The sequence below is a fragment of the Kitasatospora sp. NPDC002522 genome (assembly GCF_053595195.1).
Genome location: NZ_JBSFXE010000008.1, coordinates 1 through 22,422 on the forward strand (window position 1 = coordinate 1; position 22,422 = coordinate 22,422).

At 67.9% G+C, this 22,422-nt stretch carries 19 protein-coding genes; 13 read left to right on the forward strand and 6 right to left on the reverse strand.

All coding sequences use genetic code 11. The features are described from left to right. Positions 1-162: 162 nt before the first annotated feature. From ACWD4U_RS08605 to ACWD4U_RS08665, 13 genes are all read left to right on the forward strand, one after another. Positions 163-597 carry an NUDIX hydrolase gene (locus ACWD4U_RS08605; RefSeq protein ID WP_363460003.1) on the forward strand — a complete coding sequence of 145 codons (435 nt, stop codon included), beginning with the start codon at positions 163-165 and terminating at the stop codon, positions 595-597. A 37-nt stretch (positions 598-634) separates the two neighbouring features. Beyond that, positions 635-2,530 carry a radical SAM/SPASM domain-containing protein gene (locus ACWD4U_RS08610; protein ID WP_363460004.1) on the forward strand — a complete coding sequence of 632 codons (1,896 nt, stop codon included), beginning with the start codon at positions 635-637 and terminating at the stop codon, positions 2,528-2,530. Further along, entirely contained in the window at positions 2,530-3,162 is a 633-nt protein-coding gene (locus ACWD4U_RS08615; protein ID WP_363460005.1) for a hypothetical protein, read from the forward strand. Before ACWD4U_RS08610 ends, ACWD4U_RS08615 begins: the two co-directional genes overlap by 1 nt. Further along, positions 3,159-3,914: a hypothetical protein gene (locus ACWD4U_RS08620; protein WP_363460006.1), complete on the forward strand. Its 756-nt coding sequence runs from the start codon at positions 3,159-3,161 to the stop codon at positions 3,912-3,914. Before ACWD4U_RS08615 ends, ACWD4U_RS08620 begins: the two co-directional genes overlap by 4 nt. Before the next feature lie 5 nt (positions 3,915-3,919). Continuing rightward, positions 3,920-4,603, forward strand: a complete 684-nt coding sequence (locus tag ACWD4U_RS08625) for a hypothetical protein (RefSeq protein ID WP_363460007.1) — start codon at positions 3,920-3,922, stop codon at positions 4,601-4,603. Then, complete coding sequence (locus tag ACWD4U_RS08630) at positions 4,563-5,420, forward strand: protein kinase domain-containing protein (RefSeq protein WP_363460008.1); 858 nt, start codon at positions 4,563-4,565, stop codon at positions 5,418-5,420. The genes ACWD4U_RS08625 and ACWD4U_RS08630 overlap by 41 nt, the downstream gene beginning before the upstream one ends. Before the next feature lie 106 nt (positions 5,421-5,526). Further along, a complete protein-coding gene (locus ACWD4U_RS08635; protein ID WP_363460009.1) occupies positions 5,527-5,667 on the forward strand; it encodes a hypothetical protein in 141 nt (46 codons plus the stop codon). A 98-nt stretch (positions 5,668-5,765) separates the two neighbouring features. Further along, on the forward strand, positions 5,766-6,671 hold the full coding sequence (locus tag ACWD4U_RS08640) for an aKG-HExxH-type peptide beta-hydroxylase (protein WP_363460010.1): 906 nt from the start codon (positions 5,766-5,768) through the stop codon (positions 6,669-6,671). Continuing rightward, positions 6,668-7,999: a serine hydrolase domain-containing protein gene (locus ACWD4U_RS08645; protein ID WP_363460011.1), complete on the forward strand. Its 1,332-nt coding sequence runs from the start codon at positions 6,668-6,670 to the stop codon at positions 7,997-7,999. The genes ACWD4U_RS08640 and ACWD4U_RS08645 overlap by 4 nt, the downstream gene beginning before the upstream one ends. A gap of 394 nt (positions 8,000-8,393) precedes the next feature. After that, positions 8,394-8,834 (forward strand): NUDIX hydrolase, encoded by a 441-nt coding sequence (locus ACWD4U_RS08650; protein ID WP_363460012.1) that lies wholly within the window; start codon positions 8,394-8,396, stop codon positions 8,832-8,834. Further along, positions 8,831-9,724, forward strand: a complete 894-nt coding sequence (locus tag ACWD4U_RS08655; protein WP_363460013.1) for a phosphotransferase — start codon at positions 8,831-8,833, stop codon at positions 9,722-9,724. The genes ACWD4U_RS08650 and ACWD4U_RS08655 overlap by 4 nt, the downstream gene beginning before the upstream one ends. A 126-nt stretch (positions 9,725-9,850) precedes the next feature. Beyond that, on the forward strand, positions 9,851-10,333 hold the full coding sequence (locus ACWD4U_RS08660) for an NUDIX domain-containing protein (protein WP_363460014.1): 483 nt from the start codon (positions 9,851-9,853) through the stop codon (positions 10,331-10,333). A gap of 372 nt (positions 10,334-10,705) precedes the next feature. Then, positions 10,706-12,685, forward strand: coding sequence for an ABC transporter ATP-binding protein (locus ACWD4U_RS08665; protein WP_363460015.1), 1,980 nt, complete (start codon positions 10,706-10,708; stop codon positions 12,683-12,685). A gap of 126 nt (positions 12,686-12,811) precedes the next feature. Here ACWD4U_RS08665 and ACWD4U_RS08670 read toward each other — a convergent pair whose 3' ends face one another. The 6 genes from ACWD4U_RS08670 to ACWD4U_RS08695 all read right to left on the reverse strand — a co-directional run bounded on the left by ACWD4U_RS08670 (position 12,812) and on the right by ACWD4U_RS08695 (position 22,350). Then, on the reverse strand, positions 12,812-13,921 hold the full coding sequence (locus ACWD4U_RS08670; RefSeq protein ID WP_363460016.1) for a DNA cytosine methyltransferase: 1,110 nt from the start codon (positions 13,919-13,921) through the stop codon (positions 12,812-12,814). A 132-nt stretch (positions 13,922-14,053) separates the two neighbouring features. Beyond that, positions 14,054-15,880 carry a DNA cytosine methyltransferase gene (locus tag ACWD4U_RS08675; RefSeq protein ID WP_363460017.1) on the reverse strand — a complete coding sequence of 609 codons (1,827 nt, stop codon included), beginning with the start codon at positions 15,878-15,880 and terminating at the stop codon, positions 14,054-14,056. Beyond that, positions 15,877-16,776, reverse strand: coding sequence for a hypothetical protein (locus ACWD4U_RS08680; RefSeq protein WP_363460018.1), 900 nt, complete (start codon positions 16,774-16,776; stop codon positions 15,877-15,879). Before ACWD4U_RS08680 ends, ACWD4U_RS08675 begins: the two co-directional genes overlap by 4 nt. Continuing rightward, positions 16,773-18,770 (reverse strand): hypothetical protein, encoded by a 1,998-nt coding sequence (locus tag ACWD4U_RS08685; RefSeq protein WP_363460019.1) that lies wholly within the window; start codon positions 18,768-18,770, stop codon positions 16,773-16,775. Before ACWD4U_RS08685 ends, ACWD4U_RS08680 begins: the two co-directional genes overlap by 4 nt. Continuing rightward, the gene (locus ACWD4U_RS08690; protein ID WP_363460020.1) at positions 18,767-19,792 is read right to left on the reverse strand and encodes a PD-(D/E)XK motif protein; all 1,026 of its coding nucleotides are present in this window, start codon (positions 19,790-19,792) and stop codon (positions 18,767-18,769) included. The genes ACWD4U_RS08685 and ACWD4U_RS08690 overlap by 4 nt, the downstream gene beginning before the upstream one ends. Then, positions 19,789-22,350, reverse strand: coding sequence for a Z1 domain-containing protein (locus ACWD4U_RS08695; protein WP_363460021.1), 2,562 nt, complete (start codon positions 22,348-22,350; stop codon positions 19,789-19,791). Before ACWD4U_RS08695 ends, ACWD4U_RS08690 begins: the two co-directional genes overlap by 4 nt. Between the last annotated feature and the right edge of the window lie 72 nt (positions 22,351-22,422).

The following is a 22,422-nucleotide window of genomic DNA, read 5'->3' on the forward strand; positions in this document are numbered from 1 at the left end:
CTCGCCGCTACCTGCCCGAGGCCAGCATGGAGAAGATCTACCCCGACAACCCCGGCCTCGACGAACTCCCGTCTACTTCATGACCGTTGGCGCACCACCACTACACCACCCCACGGGACACGACCCGGCCACAACCACCTTCACCAAGCGAGAGGCTCATCCATGCCCGAGAAGGTCACCAAGGACAAGGTGCTCGTCTACGTCGTGCGCGACGGTCGGCTGCTGGTGTTCCGGCACACCGACTACTCCTACGAGGAGGTCGGAATCCAGGTCCCGGCGGGCAGCATTCGACCCGGCGAGACCCCGGAGGCCGCCGCGCTGCGCGAGGCCCGTGAGGAGACCGGCCTGACCGACTTCAAGATCGTGCGCAAGCTCGGTGAGACCGAGTACGACATCAGCCCGTACCGGTTCGAGATCCAGCGCCGGCACGTCTTCCACCTGGAGCTCACCGAGCCCACCCCGGAGCGATGGATGAGCCAGGAGGACCACGACGGCGAGCAGGAGCCCACCCACTTCGAGTGCTTCTGGATCCCGCTGGAGGCGGCCCACATCCTCCAGTCCGGCCAGGGCGCCCTGCTGGGACGCCTGTCCGACTAACCCCATCCGGTCACGGCAGTAGAGAGGGAGACAGCCGATGCACCGCACCACCGAGCAGCAGCACTACCAGGGGATCGACCAGCTCTACCGGAGCCTGGACGCCGACGACACCGGCACCGCAGTGTCGGTCATCGTCAAGGTGCGGGGCGAGGAGTGCGACATCGACTGCCTCTACTGCTACGAGAAGCGCAAGGAGGCACCCGGAGGAGCCCGGGTCGGCGCCGCCCAGATCGGGCGGCTGGCCGAGCTCTTCCGGGGCCGCCCGCTCGCCGTCGAACTCCACGGAGGCGAGCCGCTGACCGCCGGCAAAGACCACCTCGCCGAGATCCTCGGCCAGCTGGCCGAGCTGCCCCAGGTCGTCCGGGTGACCCTCCAGACCAACGGAGTCCGGCTCGACGAGGACTGGTTACACCTCTTCGACGACCTCTACCCGGCCCTCCAGATCGGCATCTCGCTCGACGGGGACGCGCAGGGCAACGCCTGGCGCGTCGGCTACGACGGCAAGCCGGTCTACCCGCGGGTCGCCCGGGCCCTGAAGCTGCTCGGCGAGCGGGACCGCCACGTCGGGGTGATCGCCGCCGTCACCCCGGCTGTGCTGGGCAGGGCCGGGGCGGTACTCGACCACCTCGCCGCCTTCGACGCGGTGAACGCGGTCAGCTTCGTGCCCTGCTTCGACACCACCATCCGCCGGCCCACCACGACCAGAAGTCGGCGCATTCCGGTCAGCCGCCGCCTCCAGCAGACCGCGGTTGCCGCCGCCAGCGGACCGGCCTGGGCCATCCACCCCGACGTGTACGCCGAGTTCGTCCTCACCGCCACTGCGCACTGGATAAGCGCTGGGCACTTCAGGCGCATCAAGCTTGAACCTGCCGTCTCCACCATCCGACGCCTCCGCGGTTTGGGAACCGGCTTCTGTCACTTCTCCGACCTCAAGTGCGACCACGTCTTCACTCTCTACCCCGACGGCCGCCTCGGCAGCTGCGACGAACTGCCCTGGCCCCAGGCCCAGCTCACCCGTCTGCACACGACGAGCGACCAGCGCGAGATCACCGCCGTCCAGCAGAGCTCCAACCTGCTGAACCAGGGCAAGGCCCTGATGAACAAGTGCACGACCTGCGACTACCGCAGCACCTGCGGCGGCGGCTGCATCGCCACCCGCTGGCGCATGAACCTCGCCGACGGCCACGACGCCTACTGCGACTACCGGATGCGCGTGGTGGACGGCACCGCCGCCCTGCTCGCCCAGCCCGCCCATCCCGACGGTGCCTGGTGCCGGACACTGCGCTGGCGCCCCCGCACTCCGAATAGCATGCGCGACGTCACGGGCTTCCTCGCCCGCTGGGACGACCACGACGCTCCGCGCGGTGCGGTCAGGCTGCACACCAGCGACCACGGCAACATCAACACCGCCGGTCAGCCCGGCATCCACGAGGCCGACGACCTCGACCCGACCTACACCCAGTGGCGGGACGCCATCGAACCCGGCGTCTGGCCCCTCGTCCATACCGTCACCCGCCGCTGGAACCTCGTCACGTACGACAGCTGCCAGGGCCACGCCTACACCGGCCTCGACCTGGCGCCGGCCGCACGCAAGGTCGGCATCCTCGCCCGCGACCGCCACGAATACGCTCGCGCCGCCGCCACCCTGTGCCGCGCCGTCAGCACGGCAACGCCTCGTCTGCCGGCCCCTGTCGCGATCACCCTCGGCCGCTCGGAGCTGACCTGCGAGACCGCCGGGACGGTTACGCCGGTCCTTGACCTGGCGCTCGAACCGGCCGACGGCCATAGCTGGGACGACTACTTCGCCCACCTGGACGCCGCCACGGCCGTGCTCGCGGACGCCCTGCGAGACGAACACCCGAACTTCGGTCCGGCGTGCTTCTGCCCGCTCCCTGCCGAACGGCCGACCCGGCAGCCGGAGGCGATGCGGTGATGACCACGGCCCTCGACCACGTGACGCTGCACCAGCTCCTCGGCCGCATGGTCTACTTCCACACCCTCTTCATCGACCCCGCTTTCACGCCCGCACCCGAGCTGGGCCCGGGAGAAGCGTGCTGCAACCACCGCTCTGACACTCGCCAGCGCACCGCCTACGGTCTCCTTGCCGCCACCGCGTGGGCCGCCCTCGACGAGATCGCCACCGCCCTGTCTGGACACCACGCGCCCTGTCCTGACCGGGATGGCACCTGCTGTGCGACCTGCCGAGTCGCCACCGCGGGCGCCACAATCATCGATGCCTGGATCGTCACCGAACACAGTGCTTACCACCGGCCTCAGCCTGACGACCTCGTTCGGCAGGCGTGCCGCACCACAGCCGCCGCCCGCCTCGCGCACGCCTTCGCCACCCAGCACTCCGCTGCCTGCCCTGCCCTCGTGCCGCTCAGCCCCGCCGCAGGCAACCCGCTGCTGCCCACCCGGGAGGACCTGCCGCTCACCGGCGAACTGCTCGCCCTGTGGCAGGAACCCCTCTCTGCCGCCCGCAGCCCGGTCGTCAGCTGGCTCAACCACTGCACCGCCCTGGACGACGTCCACCGCGTACTTGAGACGAGGAGGAACCACCAGTGATCCACATCGCCGAGACCGTCGGCTTCGGCAGCGTCGAGTACTTCATCGATCCCACCGAGCAGAGCCACCTCACCACCCTGATGAACGACTTCCTGGCCGCCCAGGACCGCGCCCGCTTCGGCAGCGAGCGCCGCGTCTCCATCCATGAGATCCCTGGCCACACCGCCGAGCAGGCCATGGCCGTCTACGAGCCCGCCGGCCGGATCGAGATCCCGCACATCCCCGACGAGGCCGAGAAGCTGCTCCAGCACGCCTTCGAGCGCGCCCGCCCGGCCCTCGCCCGCGTCATGCCCTCCATCACCACCTGCCGCCCCTGGACGTACGTCGAGTACGGCCCCGGCCAGCACATCACCGGCCACCTCGACGGCATCGCTCCCGACCCGCTCGCCTGGCCCCGCCAGATCGCCGGCATCAGCGTCGTCATCACCCCCGCCGAAGTCGGCGGCGACTTCTACGTCGAGACCGCCTCCAGCGACCAGCTCTGGAACACCCAGCCCACGGACGCCAGCGACCACGGCTACGCGGACGGCATGTGGCTGGCCAACGACGGCGCCGACAACTCCGCCACCTGGTTCCAGCAGATGCCCCGCACCCGCTGGAGCGTCGACCCCTCCCCCGGCACAGCCCTGTTCTACGGCTCCCAGCTCACCCACGGCACTCTCCCCGTCATCCAGGGTCGCGCCGCCAAGTTCATCAGCTGGCTGACCGCCGAGCCCGACCCGAACCCCACCACCACCGATCGCCGGAGGTGACCACGGTGCTGCTGGCCCTGGAAGGAATCGCAGGTGCCGGAAAGAGCACCCTGCGCGACCGCCTCCTCGCCGACGCCCACGTCGAGGGCATCACCCTCAGCCACACCGGCCAGTTCTCCTGGCTATCACCTATCGCCACCCGAACCCTTATCGGCCTCCGCGCCGGCCAACCGGCTGCCAGCGCCGACGAGGCTTCGGAGGCCGCCTGCTGGGACCTCGCCCTCCACGCCCGCTTCAACCTCACCCCCGCCCTGACGCTCGGCCCGGTGATCGCCGACCGGCTCACCCTCTCCACCGCGGCCCTGCTCGCCCTGCTCCACCAGCGGTCCGTCCACGCCTTTGTCGAACGCCTCGCCGAGCAGTCCACCACCTGGCCACGGCTGACCGTCCTGCTCACCACACCGCCCGAGACCTGCAACACCCGAATCGCCGCCCGGGCGACAGCCCGGCGCTTCGCCGAGCATCCGGACACCGCCGACCGGCTGGCCGACCTGTACGAGCAGGCCGCCGACGCCTGGACCAAGACCACCGGTCTGCCCGTCCTGCGGCACTTCTGTGCCACCACGGCCCACCTCGACCACCTTGCCGCCGCCTGCCTCGAACGGCTCCGCGAGACCGTCCCCCAGCCCCGAACCCAGGAATTCGCCGATGATCCTGCACCCCCTCCACCCCGCAGCATGGGTCCTTGACCACGTCCGCGACGCCGGCTGGCACGTCCATGACCTCCTCGCCTTCACCCGCGCAAGCACCCTCATCAAGGCCAGCCGCCCTGGCCAGGCACCCGTCGTCCTCAAGGCCGGATTCGGCAGCAACCACGTCCTCGCCGAACTCGACGACACCACCAAGCCCGCCGCCTACGGCTTCTACTGGTACGCCCAGATGACCGACGCCGAACGCGCCCTGGCCCGTGAGGACTTCCTTCACGAAGCCGAGCTCACCCGGGCCGCGGGCGGCACCGACCACGTCGTCCCCCTGCTGGAGCGCGGCAGCTGTGAGCGCTTCGACTGGTACACCATGCCGCACTGCGAGGGCGGCAACTTCCGGACCCTGCTGGGAAATCAGACGTCCAGCCAGGGATTGGGCATCCTCGCCGACGTCGCCGACGGCCTGCACAACCTTCACCGCCGCGGCATCGTGCACCGGGACGTCTACCAGGAGAACATCCTCATCCATGGGGGCCAAGGCCTGATCACCGACCTCGGCGCGGCCTGTCACACCGACGCCCCGCGCGGACCGGCTTCCCGCGGACCCGAGGTCCACTGGCCGCCCGAGTACGCCACCGACTACCACCACGCCACCCCGGCCGCCGACGTGTTCAGCCTCGGCGTCCTCACGTACCGGTACCTCCGCGCGGACATCCCCCGCTTCAGCTCTCCGGACGAGCACACCAGCATCCCGCGCGAACTGAAGACCACCGTCGCCGCCGCCCTCGCCCACGCACCGACCGACCGGCCAGGCATGGACGAACTGCGCGACGCACTCCGGCACACCAGCCACCGCAGCTGACCAACCTTCCAGGAGGCCCGCCATGCGCAGGGCGAGAGCACCGCCCTGGAGCCGAGCCCGCAACGCACACGCTCCACTCCATCCATCAACCAAGAAGGGCACGGACATGGACACCAACGACCGCATCAGCGACTTCATCGCCGCCGTCGAGGACCTGCGCGGCGAGGACGAGACCGTCCGCACCACCGCGCACACCTCCAGCGTCTCGGCCGAGGGCTGGCCGACCACCGAGGTCGACGCCGCCTGATCACTCTCACTCGCCGGAGTTCCAAGCACCGGCAGTGAACCCTGGGGCCGGGCCAGCCGGCCCGGCCCCAGGGCCTCAACCCTCCGAGGAGAAACCGCATGGACGCACCCATCGCCTTCGACTTCCCGCCGATCAAGCGCCTTCACCGCAGCCGCATCGCGAAGATCCACAGCGTCACCCACCCCACCGCACCCCCGCCACCGATCGGCGACGCCGCCATCGACTACGCCCTCGCTCACCACGTCCTCGAAGGCGCCGAGGCCGCGGCCCGGGCCAACGACCCCGACCGCTTCGACTGGTACTCCGTCAATCCCGACGCCGGAGCCACCGATAAGCTCACCCCCACCGCCGTCGGCCCGCGCGTCATTCTCAGCCCCGACCTCGCCGACCTGCCCCGGTCACCGATCTCCGAGACCCCGTACTACGTTCTGCGCCCGGACACCGCCCAGGCCCCGCTCAAGCTCCGGAGCCTCGCGGCCTCCGCCTACTCCACGGCCGCCGGCAACGGCTTCGCCGACCTCCTCGCCGCACACGCCTTCGTCCTCTGCCTGCTCCGCAACAAACAGCTCGGCGACACCCTGGACAGCTGGACCATCAGCCGCCTGCCCGGCACGGTCTTCCTCGACCACGTCGGCGACCCCGTCGTCCTCGCCCGCGACCTGATCCACGAGGCCGGCCACAACTGGCTCAACGACGCTCTGGCCGCCACAAGCTGCAAGATCAGCGACAACGAGCACTTCTACTCGCCGTGGAAGCAGACCACCCGGCCCGCCTTCGGCTTCCTCCACGCCTGCTGGGCCTTCCCCCTCACCATGATCTACACCGCCCGCGTCCTCCATCGGACCAGCGGTGACCTCCACCGCTTCCTCACCGCCTACCTCGACCAGCAGCGCGACCTGCTCGCCGGTACCACCGACGACTACGCCCGGGCACTCCAGCTGATCACCAACGACGGCCTCCGCGCCCGCCTGCAAGCCGTCCACCACCAGGCCCTCAGCCTGTGAACGCCCACCACGACACCCTGCCGACGGCCGACCCCCACACCTCACCCGGAATCTCGATCCTGGTCCGCCGCCCTTGTGAAGACGCTGCCCAGCTCCACATCGGGCTGGCCAACCTCGAACACGCCGTCGCGATCGGACCGGACACCACCTTCAACGTCGGCTCCGTCGCCAAGCAGATCACCGCCCACCTCGTCCTGCTCGCCGCCGAGGACGGCCTCCTCACGCTCAATCAGCCGGCGAACACCCTCCTCCCACGCCTCCAGGTCCGCGTCACCATCGCCGACCTGATCACCCACCGCTCCGGCCTCCGCGACGCCGAGACTCTGCTCTCCCTCGCTGGCTTCCGCGACCTCGACTACTACACTGCCGACGACCTACTCAGCCTCGCCTGCCGGCAGAAGCAAAGATCAGTCCCCGAAGGCCAGTTCCTTTACAGCAACACTAACTATCTCCTCCTCGCCGAGATCCTCGAAGTCGTCTACTGCAGGGACCTGGCCGACCTCGCCCGCGTCCGCCTCTTCGACCCGCTGGGCATGGCCTCCACCCGCTTCAAGACCGACCCGCGCCAACTCGTCCTCGGCGGCGCCAGCAGCTACCAGCCCACCTCGGGAGGCTGGCAACACGCAGCCGAGCCAGCCGCCCTGCCCGGACCCGGCGCCCTCTGGACCACACCAGCCGATCTCGACCGCTGGCTGGACTACCTCCATGGCCGTTGGCACCAAGACGGTCTCGCTCTCCCCGAGCAGCGCACCGTTCCGTACCAGCCAGCCGACCAAGGCCGTTATCTGTACGGACCTGGTCTATACGCAGACGCCCACACCGCGCAGCGTGACGTCTTCCACTATGGCCACGAACAAGGCTTTTCTGCAGCGGCTCAACTGGGTTCGACCGGGGCGCGCATCATCTGCATGTCAAACAACCACACCATCGCGGCCGATCACGTCGCGGCAAGGCTCGGTGCGCAGCTCCGAACCCCTCGCGTCGACGGACTCGAGGAGTCGGTCGCCGCAGCGCTGGCAGTGTCAACAGGCCCAAGGGCGTCGGCTTACGCATGCGAAGGTACCCGGATCGATAGTGAGGGCCCCTCCATTCTCGGCACGTTTGTCTGTGCCGAGGTGCCCGGCACGTTGCGGCTCAGTCACAAGGACGGAGCCCTTCATCTCTGGCGCCGAGGCACTGGAGACCGGCTGACCAAGTCAGGACCGCTCACGTACATCGGCCCCGGCTACCGAATCACCGTCCAGGGGACTGAAGACGACGAGATGGTCCCCGAACGCTTCATCCTCGACCTCGTCCGGGCTCCAGCTCTTCTCTACAAGCGCCAGTGACACAGAAACCGGACGACACCGCTTCCTCACCCGGCTGCGGCAGCCGGCAGCAGCCGCGGCGCGGACGCATCCGCGAGCAGATCACCGCCCTGGAGACGGCGTGAACACGACCGCCAGGCCGGTCCGGCCCCCGCTGTCAGGACCCTCTGAGAGGGTGTTCACTGCTGCTGGCAACGACACTCTCAGTAAAGGCAGTTGGAGCTGTTCACCGGATCGTGTGGCATCCGGCGCGACACGCCGATGCGGCCCCGGCGCGCCGCCTACGGTGGGACACCTGCCAACGCACTCACGTGCGAGGACCGTACTCATGGCCGAACCGCTGCTTCGCCGTGCCCTGAACCGGCCTGGGCCGATACCCGAGTCCGCTGTCCGTCATATACGGAGGAGAAGTCCCGTGCCGCACACGATGGTTGTGGGAGTGCACCTGGTCCTGATCGAGGACGGCCGGGTGCTGCTCGGGCAGCGCGCTGGCACCTCCTTCGCCGAAGGGCACTGGCACGTACCCGCAGGCCACTTGGAGGAGGGGGAGTCCGTCCTGCGCGGCATGGCCCGCGAGGCCGAGGAGGAACTCGGCATCCAGATCCGCGAGGAGGACCTCGAGCTCGTCCACACCTTGCACCACCTCGACGCCGACGACGGGGCCGGACGGATGCAGATGTTCTTCGCACCCCGCACCTTCACGGGAGAAGTCACCAACCGCGAACCCGGCAAGTGCACCGCGCTGGCCTGGTTCCCCATCGAGAAGCTGCCGGAGCCGATCGTGGAGTACACGGCTCTCGCCCTCGCTCAGATCACGGCCGGGCAGACCATGTCCGTCGTCGGCTGGCCGTCGTGATCCACGACCAGACGTTGCCCAGCGACGTCACCCGCCTCCTCACGGAGGCCCTCGGTGACGTCCGGCTACTCGCTGTCCACGGGCACACCCGCCACGGCGCCCCCTACCTGTGGGAGGTCGCCGACCAGGTCGGCGGGCGGTGGTTCGCCAAGCGGCACAGCAAGGAGCTGTCCTACCGGCGCGAGGTCCACGCCTATCAGCACGCCACCGCTGTCCTGCCGCCCGGACGCGTCGCTGCTCTCCACGCTCACGACGCCGACGCGCTGCTCGTCGTCACCGGGGCGGTCGACGGCACCGCGCTGCGGCACACCTCGCTCACCGCGCGGCAGCGAACGGAGACTTACCGGCAGGCGGGCGAGCTGCTGCGCAGGCTGCACGACCAGCCGCTGCCCGATGTGGTCGGCCCCGGCGACGAGCGGGGTATGCCGTGGCCACAGGAGCGCGAGCGAGCCCTGAACGTGGCGCGCGAGGTCGGCCTTGGGGGCGAGGACCTGGCGGTGCTGGACGCGGCGCTGGCCGTGCCGCCGCCCGTGCTGCCGCTGGTGGTGTGTCATGGAGACTTCAGCCCGCGGAACTGGATCGTTGACACCGCCAGCGGCGACGGAATGTTGGTTCGGCTGATCGACTTCGAGCGCAGCCAGGTCGAGGAAGCGGTCCGTCGCGACCTGATGCGGATCGTCTACCAGATCACCGCCCACCGGCCGGTGCTGCGCGAGGCGTTCTTCGACGGCTACGGCCGCACCCTCACCGAAGCCGAACAGGCCGCGTGCCGGGCGTACGCGGCGATCGACTGCCCGTCCGCGCTGCGCTGGGCAGCCAAGCACCGCGACGATGAGATCCACCGATACGGCCTCACGATGCTCGACCAGCTCCGCCGCCCCGCCGACTGATCGCCGCCCAGACGTCAACGAGGAGGACCGGTCGACGTCTTTCGTGGCGCTGCGCTCGACCTCCCCGCTGCCTGGGACGTAGAACCGCCAATCACGTTCCCTCCCCCCTAGGACTTGGAGTACTCGGTGCACGAGACGAGCAGGCTGTCGGCCTGCGTCATCGCCCACGACCTGGCGAGCGACCAGATCGCCACCGTCCACTATGCCCAGCACAGTTGGACACCCCAGCTGGCCTGGACGATCCCCGGAGGGAAGGTCGACCCGGGCGAGGAGATCCACCTCGCGGCCGCCCGCGAGCTGTACGAGGAGTGCGGTTTGATCGCCGCACCTGAGAACCTTCGACTGGTCCACACCCTGCAGGCCAGGCAGGGCTGGGACGGCAAGGGCGGGTTCGTCCTGTTTGCATTCGCCGTCACCGAGTTCAGCGGCACGCTCGCCAACATGGAGCCGGACAAGCACCTGGATGTGCGCTGGTCGCCCGCCGCGCGGCTGCCCGCCCCGATGTTCCCGACCTCCCGCCGGGCGGTCGAGGCGCACCTGCGCGGCGGGCCCGCGTTCTCCACGTTCGGCTGGGACGCGGCCACGCTGCGGGACATGGAGGAGGTGTGAGCGTGGCCAACGCCATCGCTGGCTGCCCGAGCCGCCGGTCGCCGACACGGATCTCGACCAGCGATTGCGCGCGGTCGCCAGCGCGAGCACCGTCGTCGAAGAAGGCGTTGCCGTCCCGGCGAGCGGCGACGCCGCGTTCCTCTATCGCGCCGTCTACCGGCCCGGACGGCGAAGTGCACCGGGAGCTGACCCGTCTGGACGCGACCGGGCTGCCCTTCCCGCCGCCCGACCGACCAGCGTAGGCGCCTCCATCCCTGGTCTTCGTAGCAGCACTGCAGAACCCGCACAGTGCGCGCCGGCGGGCGGAGCGCTGCTCCGACCCGGTCGAAACAATGCCCGTCCCTCTCGCCACCAGCCACTCATGGGAGCGCCGTGACCGAACCCAGCGTCAAGACCGCCCAGGACCCCGAGGACGCACCAGCCCTCCCTGCCCAGGCGACGGACGATCAGGCAGTAGAGGAGCACGACGAAGAGTTGCGGTCGCGGTACTACGGGGACAACCGGCTCAAGGTCGGCACCTCGATCTCCACCGTGGCGATGCTGCGCCGGCTGCCACAACTCGTGCGCCGGGCGATGGCACTGGCGTGGGCCACCGACCGCACTTCCACGGTGCTGCTGCTCGTATGCCAGGCACTGTCCGGCGTGGCCGGCGCCGTCGCCCTCTACGCGACGACCGGCACCATCAGGGCGCTGTTCCAGCCCGGCTCCGTCACCGACCACCTGCGCGCCGCGGTCCCGTCGCTGATCCCGCTGCTGGTCGCCGCGGGGCTGCGCGCCATCCTGGGCATCGCGGTAGTGGCGCTGTCGGGCCGGGTGTCGCCTCGGATGAACCGCGAGGCCGATCTCGCGCTGATCGCCGCCGGGTGCGCGGCCGAGCTGCGCGCCTACGACGAACCCGCCTACACGGAGAAGTGGGAGGCCGCCGACCGCGGGGCTGCGACTACGCCGGACTTGTTGTCCAGCGCTCAGGACGTCATCGCCTCGACCATCTCCCTCATCGCGGCGGCCGGGGTGCTCGCTTCGCTGGACTGGCGGATCGTCCCGTTCCTGCTACTCGGGTCCGTACCCACCGGGATCGCCGCGGTGCGCACGGCCCGCATCCACTACCTCGCCGCGGTGACCACCAGCGAGGAACGACAGGCGCTGCGGATCTACCGCTGGTTCCTGATCGACAAGGGCCGGGCCGACCAGGTCCGTTCCGACCAGATCACCCCGTTCATGATGCGCAAGTACCGGCAGGTCGAGCAGCGGATCGCCGCCGCCACCGACCAGGCCACCCGGGACGCCGCCTGGGTCTCCCTGTGGGCCGCCGTCGGCACCGGAGTCGGGAGCGCACTGATCTGGGGATCGCTGCTGTACCTTTTCGCCTCGGGCCGGATCGCCCTCGCCGCCGCCGGAAGCGCCGTCTTCGCGATCCGCACCGCCACCGGCGGCATCCAGGGCATGGTCGGCAACGGCGCCCGCCTCTACCGCATGGGCCTGTACCTGGACGACTTCTTCGAGTTCCTTGACGAGGCTGGCGGATACCGCATCCAGCGCGGCGACATCATCCCCGCCGCGCCCGCGGTGGTCGAGGTCAAGGATCTCACCCACCACTATCCCGGCGACCAGCAGGAACCAGCCCTCAAGGGGGTCAGCCTCACCCTGCACCGCGGCCAGGTGGTCGCGATCATCGGCCAGAACGGCAGCGGCAAGACCACCCTGCTCAAACTACTCGCCGGGCTGCTCCTGCCCCAGCACGGGCAGATCACCTGGGACGGCGTCCCGGTCGGGGAACTGGACGCCGACGGCATGTGGCAGCGCGTCGCCCGTATCCCACAGGAGTTCGCCCGCTGGCCGCTCTCCGCCGCCGAGAACGTCCACCTGGGGCACACCACCGACGACCTGATGGGCGAGATCGAGAAGGCAGCGGCGAAGACCGGCTTCGACGAGATCGTGGCCCGGCTTCGCTCCGGCTGGCGAACCCTCCTCGCGCAGGGCTGGCTCGGCGGCGCCGAACTGTCCGGCGGAGGCTGGCAGCGCGCCGCCGTCGCCCGCGCCCTCTACCGCACCACCCTCAACCCCGGCCTGCTAATCCTGGACGAGCCGACCAGCGACCTCGACCCCCGAAGCGAGCACAAGATCCTGCACGCCCTGCGACCACTCGCACCGGAGCGGATCACCGTGCTGGTCACGCACAACATCAGCAACGCCAAGGTCGCGGACCGGGTGATCGTCATGGACCAGGGCCGGATCGCGCAAACGGGCACGTGGGAAGAGCTGGCTGGGCAGAAGGACGGCCTCTTCCGGGAACTGTTGGACCTTCAACGCGACCGGACCATCCCGGGCCAGCGCCCAGCCGCGCTCGGCTGACCGCCATCCGATTCAGAGGTGCCTTGCTGGTCGGGCCGACGAAAGCGTGAGAACTCCCGTCTTCCCAGCTCAGCAGATACCTCTCTTCGCCGGGCCAAACCCGCCCGATCACCGGTGGATTCCGGCTCAGTAGTCGTACTGCAGCTTGATCGCGGCTTCGAGATCTTCGCGCTTGAAACCGAGCGCGGAGGCGAGGACGTGCATGCCCAGCCGTGGTGGCACGGCGTTGCCGATCTGCTGGGCGATGACGCTGCGTGCACCGGGGGCATTGACGTCGTCGCCGTTTTCGCGTCGCCACGGATAGTCCCGGGGGAACGTTTGGAGTACACCCAACTCGGCGAGCGAGAACACTCCGAGTTCCCGGCCACGCCAGTCGAGCTTGTTGCGTGAACCCTTGCCGGTCACGGTGGCGGAAGGCTCGTCGTACCGGCGTCGCCCTCGCGCCTTCGGGTTACCGCCGGTTCCGTAGTTGGAGACCACCTCGAAGCAGTCCGTTCGCCCGAGCGCCTCCCCCATTGTCACCCAGGGCAGGCGGGATGAATTCCCCGAGTTCCGGCTGACCCCCTTCCTGTAACGCCGGTGAGAAGGCTCGGGAATCTCTGGCGCCCCCTCGATTTGAGCGCCATCCCCCGCCCAGCGAGCGATCAGAATGGCACGACGGCGAGTCTGGGGAACCCCGAATTCCTCAGTGTGGAGGATCTCCGGCTCGGCTACCGCGTAGCCCTTGCTCTTGAGGATCTCCCCGAACGCCTGCCAGACCGGGAGTACCGCACGAACCTGTTCTAGGACGATCGCCTGATAAGGCCGTCCGTCGATGAGTGCCTCAAGTGCCCATCGCAGCGGTTCCAGGACCAGGCCGGTACGTTCGTCGCTGAGCTGCTTGAGGTCGTCGCGAATCGCCGCGAACTCCTCGTCGTGGCGCCCCGGCTGGACGGCGGCATAACGATTCGCGAACTCGAGAACCTGATCGAGTGCGGCCCTTCCCTCACCGTTCCCGGCGACGGTGAAGGTCTGACACGGGGGCCCGCCGGCCAGCACGTTGGCGTCTTTGAAATCGCTCGGCTTGAACTCGCGCACATCCCGGTTCCTTGTCGGGAGCCCGGCTGCCGTGCGTGTAGCACATGCGTCGTCGTCCCATTCGATACCGGCGACCACCGGAACGCCGAGCGCCTGCGCTGCCACATCCAGCCCTCCCGGGCCGGCGAACAGGTCGATGATCTTGAAGGGCGCAGGCACGCGGTTTCCTTGCGGTTCGGGAGGTGTGGGAGAGCTGCGGTCCATGCCCACTCTCCCGCGTCGCGGACACAGGTCGCCCCTATGCTAGCCGGCCGGATCGGTTCTTCGAACCGGATGACCGGGTGACGCCGCCTATACTCGCTCGGCGGCCTCGAGCGCGCAGGCGATCGCGCGGCCCACGGCCTCGGCGACCGGCGGTGGCAGAGCATGGCCGACCTGCCTGTACTCGGCGGTCTTTCCGCCAGCGAGCTGCCAATCGTCGGGGATCGCCTGGATCCTCGCCGCCTGCCTCACCGTGAGCTTGGGGTGGCCGTCCACCGGGAAGTCGGCGCCTGGGGGATCATCTGCCAGGCTGTTGCCGTCGACCCCCAAGCCGGCCCAAGCTCGCTTGCTTCCGGTGGGGCCGAGGTCTGCCCCGCCTCGGTTCTCCGAGCCGCCTACGAGCGCGGGCGCCACGCGATCCGCTCGGGCGGACCAGGTATCGGCACCGGGCCAGCCGTGGCTGGCCATGGAAGCACCGAGTACCTCACCAACGGTCGGCGCGGGCCTGCCGATGGGCTCCGGCCAGAAGAAGCCGGAGCTGAAAGGCTCGAGGAGAGCGACGAGAAATCCGCTCTTCCGGTGCTGGGGCACACCGAAGTCGGCGGCGTCGAGCACTGCCCAGTTCGAGTGGTAGCTGGCTTGCGCCAGCTCGGCTTCGATCCAAGCACGGTCGGCGGAGAAATCCGGACTTGCGACGAGATCGGCGAGGTTCTCAATGAGAACCACCTTGGGTCGGACGAGGGTCACCAGTCGCAGAGCGGCCTCGAGCACCTTGCGTGGTTCCTCGTCGTCGGCCCTCCGCACCGCGGCCGCCGACTTGATTCGAGGCAGGCCACCGCTGAGCAGGTCTACCTCTAGCGCTTCTGGGTGCTGCAGAGGGTCGAAGTCCCCGATCTCGCTGCAGCGCACGTCCCAGTGGGGGCGGTTGAGAGAGATGGTCGCGCACGCCTTGGGGTTGCGGTCGAGCAGGAGGATCGGTTCGAAGCCCGCGCGCTCGAGACCGAGTGCCTGGGCTCCGGACCCGGCGCAGATCTCCAGCGAGGTGAGCCGTGACGACACTTCGCGGTGAGCATCACTCGCTGGCCGGGCTTTGGACTGTGTGCGCTCCGAGACGGGCGCGGGCACCTGATCCGATGCTCCCGACGATGGGGATTCCGGGGAGGACGCTCGTAGCAGCGCGGTCACCGATTCATGCGCGACGGCTCGAAGTTCCTCATCAAGCGCCTGCTCCTCGATTCCGTCGAAGAGGACGAACGGAGCGAGTCGCAGCATTCTCTTGAGAAAGTCACGCAGAGTGTCGCGTTCGTTCAGACCCCGCAGGTCGAGTCCGTTCCAAACCCGCAGGATGGCCTTGACCGTGTGCGGGCTTCCGCCGAGCGCCGCTCGACGGGCATAGATCTGGTCGAAGGCGGCCTCGCCGAGGATTCCGAGCGCGCCGTAGGGCTCCGTGTCGCCCGACGAATGGACGAGTTGGGCCCGCCACCACAGACGGCCGAAGACATGACGAGTGAGATCAGTGCCGAGTATGCGGTCTCTGGGCGGTTCGGGGTAGCGCCAGTAGGCCACGTCCGGCAGCAGGACCAAGGCCAGGAACGCCCACACGTCCCGTGCGGCGGCCTCGGCGGGGACCAGCCCCATCTCCGAGTGCAACAGCGCCGCGAGTCGGATGTCGAACTCGGCGTTCCGCGCGCGACCGGCCGGCTCTGGAAAGCCGGCATCTGCGGCGAGGTCCAGCACCAGGCCGCGCAGCCGGTTGAGTTGGGCATCGGAAATCCGGTCGCCCCCGGTCGCGACGTAGACCGCGGAGTCGTGGGAAGTGGCCACCTGCTTCGTGAGTTGGGCAAGCGGGAGTTGGCGGTATTCGTCGAACAGGCGTCGAGCCTGGTCGGAGAGCAGACGGGGGTAGAGATTGCTCATCGCGACACCTCGAAGATCTTCACGGCTTCCTGCATTTCCGAGGCGAATAGGCTCGGTGACTGGTGTCGGCGCAACCTCATGTCACTGATCGAGCGACCGGGAAACAGCTGGTCGAACAGCGCCGTCAAGGTCTCCCCGAGCGACTCGGCTGGGAACTCGGCGCCATCGACGAACTCGTCGAGTGACAGCGCATGTTCGATCATGGTCCGTGCGGTGTCCGCGTACACCGCGGAAAGTACGATCCTGTCGATGTCTCGCGGCTTGCCCGCGTTCTCGAAGGCCGTGGCCACCGCCGTATTCCGCTCGTTGACCAGCAGAAGCAGCGAGCCCATGGTCGCGCTCTCCAGGTTGCCGCTGATCTGCAAATGCCAGGCCGCACCGTCTGGAAAGGAGGTCCGCCCGAAGTCGATCACTGCCATCGGGAATTGCGGTGCGTCGCCCTGAAGCCGTAGGGCCGAACGGTCACTCCACAGGACCGATCCGGCGCGGCGCGGCGAGGACGGCCGGCCGTCACTTCGGTGTTCAGCGAGTAGAAGGGCGGTATCCACGAAGAGGAGTCCACCCAGATCGGACCCTCGAAGCCGGACGTCGAGCGAGACGGCGGCCGACCCGCTGCCCGTAAGGCGGACGTGCTGGGCGGGGCCACTGAGGTTGGAGCCGGTGGCCGTCCAAACGACGGCGAGCATGAGCACGGCTTCGGGCGGGAGTCCTGCCTGGGAGCGTGCTCGGTCCTGGTCGATCCGGACGGTTCTACGCAGGTGCAGATCCATCTGGTAGTCCCAGTCGGGCAGGGCCTCGGGCATAGGGATGTGGCCGTCGTCGGTGATCAGGTCCCAGGGGTCGACCTGGACGACGTCTTCGGACGGGATTCGATACGGGAGTGCCCGACGGCTCACTGGGCCTTCACCGCCTCGACCTTGATGTCGATTTCCGTCATGGTGTCCGGAGCGGGACGGACCACGGCTCGCCACACGACGTCACTTCCGTCGATTTCGAACGACGGGTCGGTGTGGAGGCGTCCCGTAGCGTCCTGCCAGCCGACGAGCTCGGGCATCTGCGCATCCAGGGGCGGGTCCGACTCTCGGCCGCCGCTGCCCGGCAAAGTGACCGCCAGGTCGACGCGAACACGCTGGCGCCCTGGTACGGGCAATATGAACTCCTGCACGAGGACGGTGGTGTCGGAACCGTCCTCGTAGTAGGGATCGCCGAGATACTGCACGCGGGGGCGACGGCGAATGGACCCACCCCCCGGAGCGGCTACTCCGTGGCCGTGCGCGGCACCCGCATTGGCATTATCGCTTCCCGAGCCGGACTCCCCTGAAGCCGGGTGAGTAGTGGTGAAGCCGGTACTCACCCGGGGGCGGCCTGAGTCGACCGGTTCGAGGAGCTCGTGCTCGGCGACCTCCGCGACGCGCGAAGAGGGAGTCGCCGTGCTACCGGGTCTGCGGTAGTCCGTTGCGCCGCCGATTCCCCAAGCGCCTCCTACGAGCCCTGCGAAGAGTGAGCTGGCCGCTCCCAGTGCCACCTTGGCAGCACCGGGGCGGGCGGTCCCTCCGAGTGCGAGTAGCCCGTCGATCTGTTCCTGAATGCGCCGGAACGTCGTTCGGACGAAGGTGCTATCGGGGTAGTCCAGTGACTGAGGGTGCCAGGCGTCGTGCGTCGGTGGTTCGGCCCGCGCGTACGCGTCGTCCATGTCCGGGTCTCCCCGGAACACCCCGGCGTAGCCCTGGTTCACGCTCGGCGGCTTGGGTCCGGGGTGGTAGGTGACGACCAATTCGGCGGGCCGCATGAGGCAGACGTGATGGACGAGGTCTTCCATCCCGAGCAGGCGAGAGGCGCTGCTGGGTTCCAGGGGCGGGATGATCCGTGTGACCAGGCCGAGCCTGCCGAGGTGCTTCTTGGGTTTGCGGCACTCGATGTCTTTGCCGTTCGGGCCGAGCATGGCCTCGTAAGCGGCGACGAACATGTCGAGGGGGCGGGTCTGCCGCGGGTCGGGGACCGGATGATCCCTGCCGTCGCAACCGACGGTGAAGCGCATCGCGGACTGTCCGGTACCGGTAGCGATCATCTTCGGCCACAGATGCCAGGTCACGGTCTCGGCGAGGTACTCTGCCGCGGCCGCGGGCTCGAGGTCCTCAAGGGAAGGGTCTACGACCACGATGGTGGTGCCCGTCTCGGCGGGACCGAACGGCTTGAGACCGAGACGTCGGGCCGTGGCCTCGGCTTCGGCTCCCACGAGGGGTTCGACGACCGGGCCCGAGGCATCGCCCCACCAGTGCCTACCGGTGTACCGACGTTCGCCGTTAGGCCCGGAGGCGACGTAGCTCTTCCACAGGGCACAACCGATGAGCCTGGTCTCGTACCCGCCCTCGTCGGTCCGGCAGCGTGTGTGTACCAGGATCGTGCCGCATCTGGAAAGCAGGTAGAAGATGCCCTTGCCGAAACCGTAAGTGCCGCCACCGAGCGCTGTATTACGCGGTTCGCCGATGTTGCGGATGAACGAGACGAAGTCTCGGTCGTCGCCGATCGCGTCATCGGCTCTGGTGGGTCCACCGAGACCTCGGGTGCCCCGGTCGGAGATCGCCACCACTCGAACCACGCCACGCATCAGCGACTCCCGCAGCGGGAGATGGGCGCTCATCGGTGCCCCGCCCAGAAGCAGCTCACGCCACTCGCGTACGTGTGCGGGGCCGACCGTCCCCAGGTCGATTCGATAGTCGACCGGTTCGGGGGAGCCCTCCAGGCGCGCGTCCCAACTGTTCTGTGCGGACTCACGCACCAAGATGGTGAGAAGGTCGAGTTCGGGGCGTCCGAGCTGGTTACGGATGCCTTCGGCCGCACTTGCGCCTTCCGGAGGGAACGGCTGGGACAACCAGCGGGGATCCGTCACACGGACTCCTGGATCATAGTGTTGATCACCTCGGACACGGTCTCGTGCGTCAGCGGCACGGGATGTTCTCCGGACAGGTCGATCGTGTACTCGACCTCCAGGATCGTCACCGGCACGCCTGCCGCCGCGAGGGCTTGGCTCGTCAGTCCGGGGAATTCAGCATCGACTCGATACCACGCCTCCTCGGTGATCACGAAGCGCACATCCCGGTAGTAATCGCTGTCGGAGGGGTGGAAGCCGGCCGAAGCGAGCAGTTCGAGTAGCGAGCTCTCGTCGTCGCAGAGCCGCAGTGCCCGTTCGATCGACTCGATGAATCCGGTGCCCAGGCCGTCTGCGGTGGTTCGCTGGAGGCGGAACCAGGCCAGGCAGAGGAGACCGTCTGCCGGTGGTTCCAATTGGTCGAGCCCATGGATCCGCGGTCTACGTCCCTCACCCACCGTGGTGGCCTTCACCTCGACGGCGGTGGTCGCCGTCGAGAAATCGTGACTGTGACCATGCGGACCGCGCCAGAGCCGGTGAGCGCTCGGGTCCTGGTCTAGAAGCCGATTCAGTAGGATCAACTCTCCGAACAAACCGGCGAGTTGCTCTGGCCCCAGCGGCTTGTTCTCTGTACGGAACAGCGCCCGCCACCGGTCGAGGACGCGGTATAGGGCCTTGACCGGGGTTTCGGGCATGCTCTCGGCTACGACCAGAACCTCCACGCACAGTTCCGTGAACAGATCGTTGAGGTCACCTCTCAGACATCCGAGATCGGCGTACGTCTGATAGATCTCTTTGTCCTCCAACGGTCGCTTGCGCAGCCGGAGAACTGGGCCGTCCAAGCCCGTCCGGACCTTCTGATGCGAATGGATCGGCACGAGGAGGTGGCGGTGACCGTCATGATCGACACCCACCGCCAAGGGCCCGCTGTCTGTGTTCACGGGCAGCTGGGAGACTCGCAGGTGCCTTTCACCACTGGCTTGTTCGGCCTCGAGAGCGGTCCAGTGCTGTTCGACGACCTTCCGGAGCGCGCTGTCGGTCATGCGCCTTCACCGTCGAGGAAGCTGTAGTCCTCGTCTTCGATCTGGATCCCGGAGAGGTCGGCCGAGATGTACTTCTCCACGGTGCTGTCCAAGCCCCTCGGCTCGGGGAAAACCAGGCCGACGCCGATGACGTGTTCTTCTGCGTTCAACGGCTCACGCCGCTGCTGCTTGGACGGGTCGGGCGTCGAGACCTTGTCGATCGGGTAGAGGACCAGCAGGCCGTGGTCGGGGAACTGACGCATCCGCTCGGCCTTGATCTCCTGCTCCGCGAGCTTGGCCGTGTCGCCCCCCAGGTCGACGGCGGCGTCGCGGCGGCTCATCAGCGTCTTGATGTCGGCGAAGTCCGGCGTGGGGCTGGTGGTGGTGACGCGGGCGCGGCTGATCCGGCCGACCGTTACGCCTTCGGCGAAGGTCAGAGGCTTGTCTTCGGTACCGCCGGGGTGGCCGACGATCGCGATATTCCACCTGCCCAGCGAGCCGGCCGTACGGACTCGCTTCTTGATGTAACCCGTGATCAGGTCGCCGTCGTTCTCTTGGGACTTCTCGTGGAACTGATACGACGCCAGGAAGTCGGTCACGAGCTCGTGCGGCACGTCGCGAAAGATGTAGCGACCGTCCTCAGGGCGTTCCTCCATCCGCACCGAGTGTGTCTTGGCCGCGGTCACGAGCGTCCGGGCGGCATCGAGATTGCCCCTCAGCCATTCGGCGTTGGTGTGAAAGTAATGGGTCTGAACGCGCTTCCCGCCGTAAGAGGAGGCGGCCATGACGGCGCCCCGCATCTTGGCGGCCGCGGTGACACGCATCGCCGGATGCGTACGAAGACGCACGGCGAAGGTAAGCGGCGTCTCGGCCTCGGTCATGTAGACGTCGATATCTCGACGCATCTCGGTCTCGACGGTGGCGATGTGGCGGAACCATCCGGCGAGCTCGTCGGTCATCCAGATCCGCGGGAGGTCCGCGTATCCGTTTCGGAACCCGAACCAGCGTCCCATCTGCAGGAGCGTGTCGTACGCCGACACCGAGCGGACGAAGTAGCTGACCGACAGGCCTTCGAGGGTCAGTCCCCTGGAAAGGGTGTTACCGCCCACTGCGATCGCCACGACCGGACCGTTCTCATAGTCCAGTCGAGCTTCACTGCTGGAGTTGTCCATGATGATCCGGCAGCTCGCGAGGACGCCCGGGAGTTCCGGAAGAAGTCGGTCGAATTCCACCTTCGTCTCGTGAAACTCCTCGGCTGCGACGCGGGCGGTCTCTCGGTCCCACAGCCCGCGCAGCCGAGCGACGAACTCGGGATTCGCCAGGGCCTCCGCAGACCGATCGCGCAGTCGCTCGAGTGGCCGCTCGAAGCTGTTGTGTACCGCCGTGTTGACGCTGGTGTGGATCAACATCGTGTTATGCGGATTCCCCCTGTCGCGCACGCGTCGAGCGGCCGTGGCCAGCCAGAAGTATTCGACGGCCTCACGAAGGGTGTCGGTGATAACCGGCTCGAAGCCGTCGACGTCCGCCTTCGTGGCGGGACGCACGTACGGCACGTCTTCGTCGGGGATCGACCGAATCATGTCGTGCCCGTCGTCGACCTGTTCCGGATCCTCACCGTCGAGCGCATAGCGCCCGAACAGAACCTCCGTGCCGAAATGACCGATTGGCTTCGGAAGGTTGACCACGAAGTCCTTCGGGTAAAGATCTTCGGCGCTCGGATCGATCAGCAGGTTGGCGAACGGAGACGCGGTGTAGCCGAGGTATGCACACTTCGGCAGACTCTCCATGATGCTCAAGATCAGCGGGTTGATCGACTTCGTCGCCACGGTCGCCTGATCAGCCTCGTCATCGATGATCAGCGCCGGGCAGTCCTGCAGGTACTCCGACGCCTGATCGAGCCAACGAGCGAGCTTGCGCAGCACCGTGGCGTTCTTCTTCACAACGCACAGCACATGCGTCTTGTTGCTCTTGCCGAAATACGAGGCCGGGTTCTCCTGCGGAGTGAAGTCCTTGTCGGGCCCCGTTAGCTGGGACCACAAGGTTGGATTCGGCTCCACGAGCTGCTGAATCAGTCGCGCCTGGGTCTGGCGACGAAGGCCGTTGTGGACGCCCGCGAGGACGATGAACAGCTTGTAGCCACGGTCTGCAGCCTTCGCCACGACCGACGTGAAATTGGTCGTCTTGCCGGACTGCACGTAACCGACGACAAGACCGCGTGTGGAAAAGGCCCTCTCCCGCGGATGGTTGAGCAACGACACGATGCGGTAAGAGGAGTCATCGAGACTCTTGACCGCTGGCTCCGGCCATCCGTCCTTACGAAGCAGGGCCTCGATCGCCGGCCAACACTTGTCCTTGGGCTGCGAGCCCGTGTACCAGGTTTCGCGAGCCCCGTCCTCTACGACATGGGGTTCCTCGAGCTCTCTGACACGAATCGCCTCCCGTTCGTGCCGGTCTCGGATTTGCTGGATAACATCGGGGCCGATACCGAACTGCTCCAGCCGCTTAATCGAGTCTGCCGGAGTGAACGTGTCAAGAAGCGCCTTGAACGTGTCGTACATTCCGTCGAATTCATCGGTCATAGCAGTCGACCGTTCCCCGATCTCGTTCGATAGAGCCAATATTATTCGAAGTCCGCGCCGTCGCGCTCTTAC

Bases quoted from the DNA above. Each gene is read 5' to 3' on its own strand.
- ACWD4U_RS08605 (WP_363460003.1), top strand. From the start codon at position 163: ATGCCCGAGAAGGTCACCAAGGACAAGGTGCTCGTCTACGTCGTGCGC.
- ACWD4U_RS08610 (WP_363460004.1), top strand. From the start codon at position 635: ATGCACCGCACCACCGAGCAGCAGCACTACCAGGGGATCGACCAGCTC.
- ACWD4U_RS08615 (WP_363460005.1), top strand. From the start codon at position 2,530: ATGACCACGGCCCTCGACCACGTGACGCTGCACCAGCTCCTCGGCCGC.
- ACWD4U_RS08630 (WP_363460008.1), top strand. From the start codon at position 4,563: ATGATCCTGCACCCCCTCCACCCCGCAGCATGGGTCCTTGACCACGTC.
- ACWD4U_RS08635 (WP_363460009.1), top strand. From the start codon at position 5,527: ATGGACACCAACGACCGCATCAGCGACTTCATCGCCGCCGTCGAGGAC.
- ACWD4U_RS08640 (WP_363460010.1), top strand. From the start codon at position 5,766: ATGGACGCACCCATCGCCTTCGACTTCCCGCCGATCAAGCGCCTTCAC.
- ACWD4U_RS08675 (WP_363460017.1), bottom strand. From the start codon at position 15,880: ATGAGCAATCTCTACCCCCGTCTGCTCTCCGACCAGGCTCGACGCCTG.
- ACWD4U_RS08690 (WP_363460020.1), bottom strand. From the start codon at position 19,792: ATGACCGACAGCGCGCTCCGGAAGGTCGTCGAACAGCACTGGACCGCT.
- ACWD4U_RS08695 (WP_363460021.1), bottom strand. From the start codon at position 22,350: ATGACCGATGAATTCGACGGAATGTACGACACGTTCAAGGCGCTTCTT.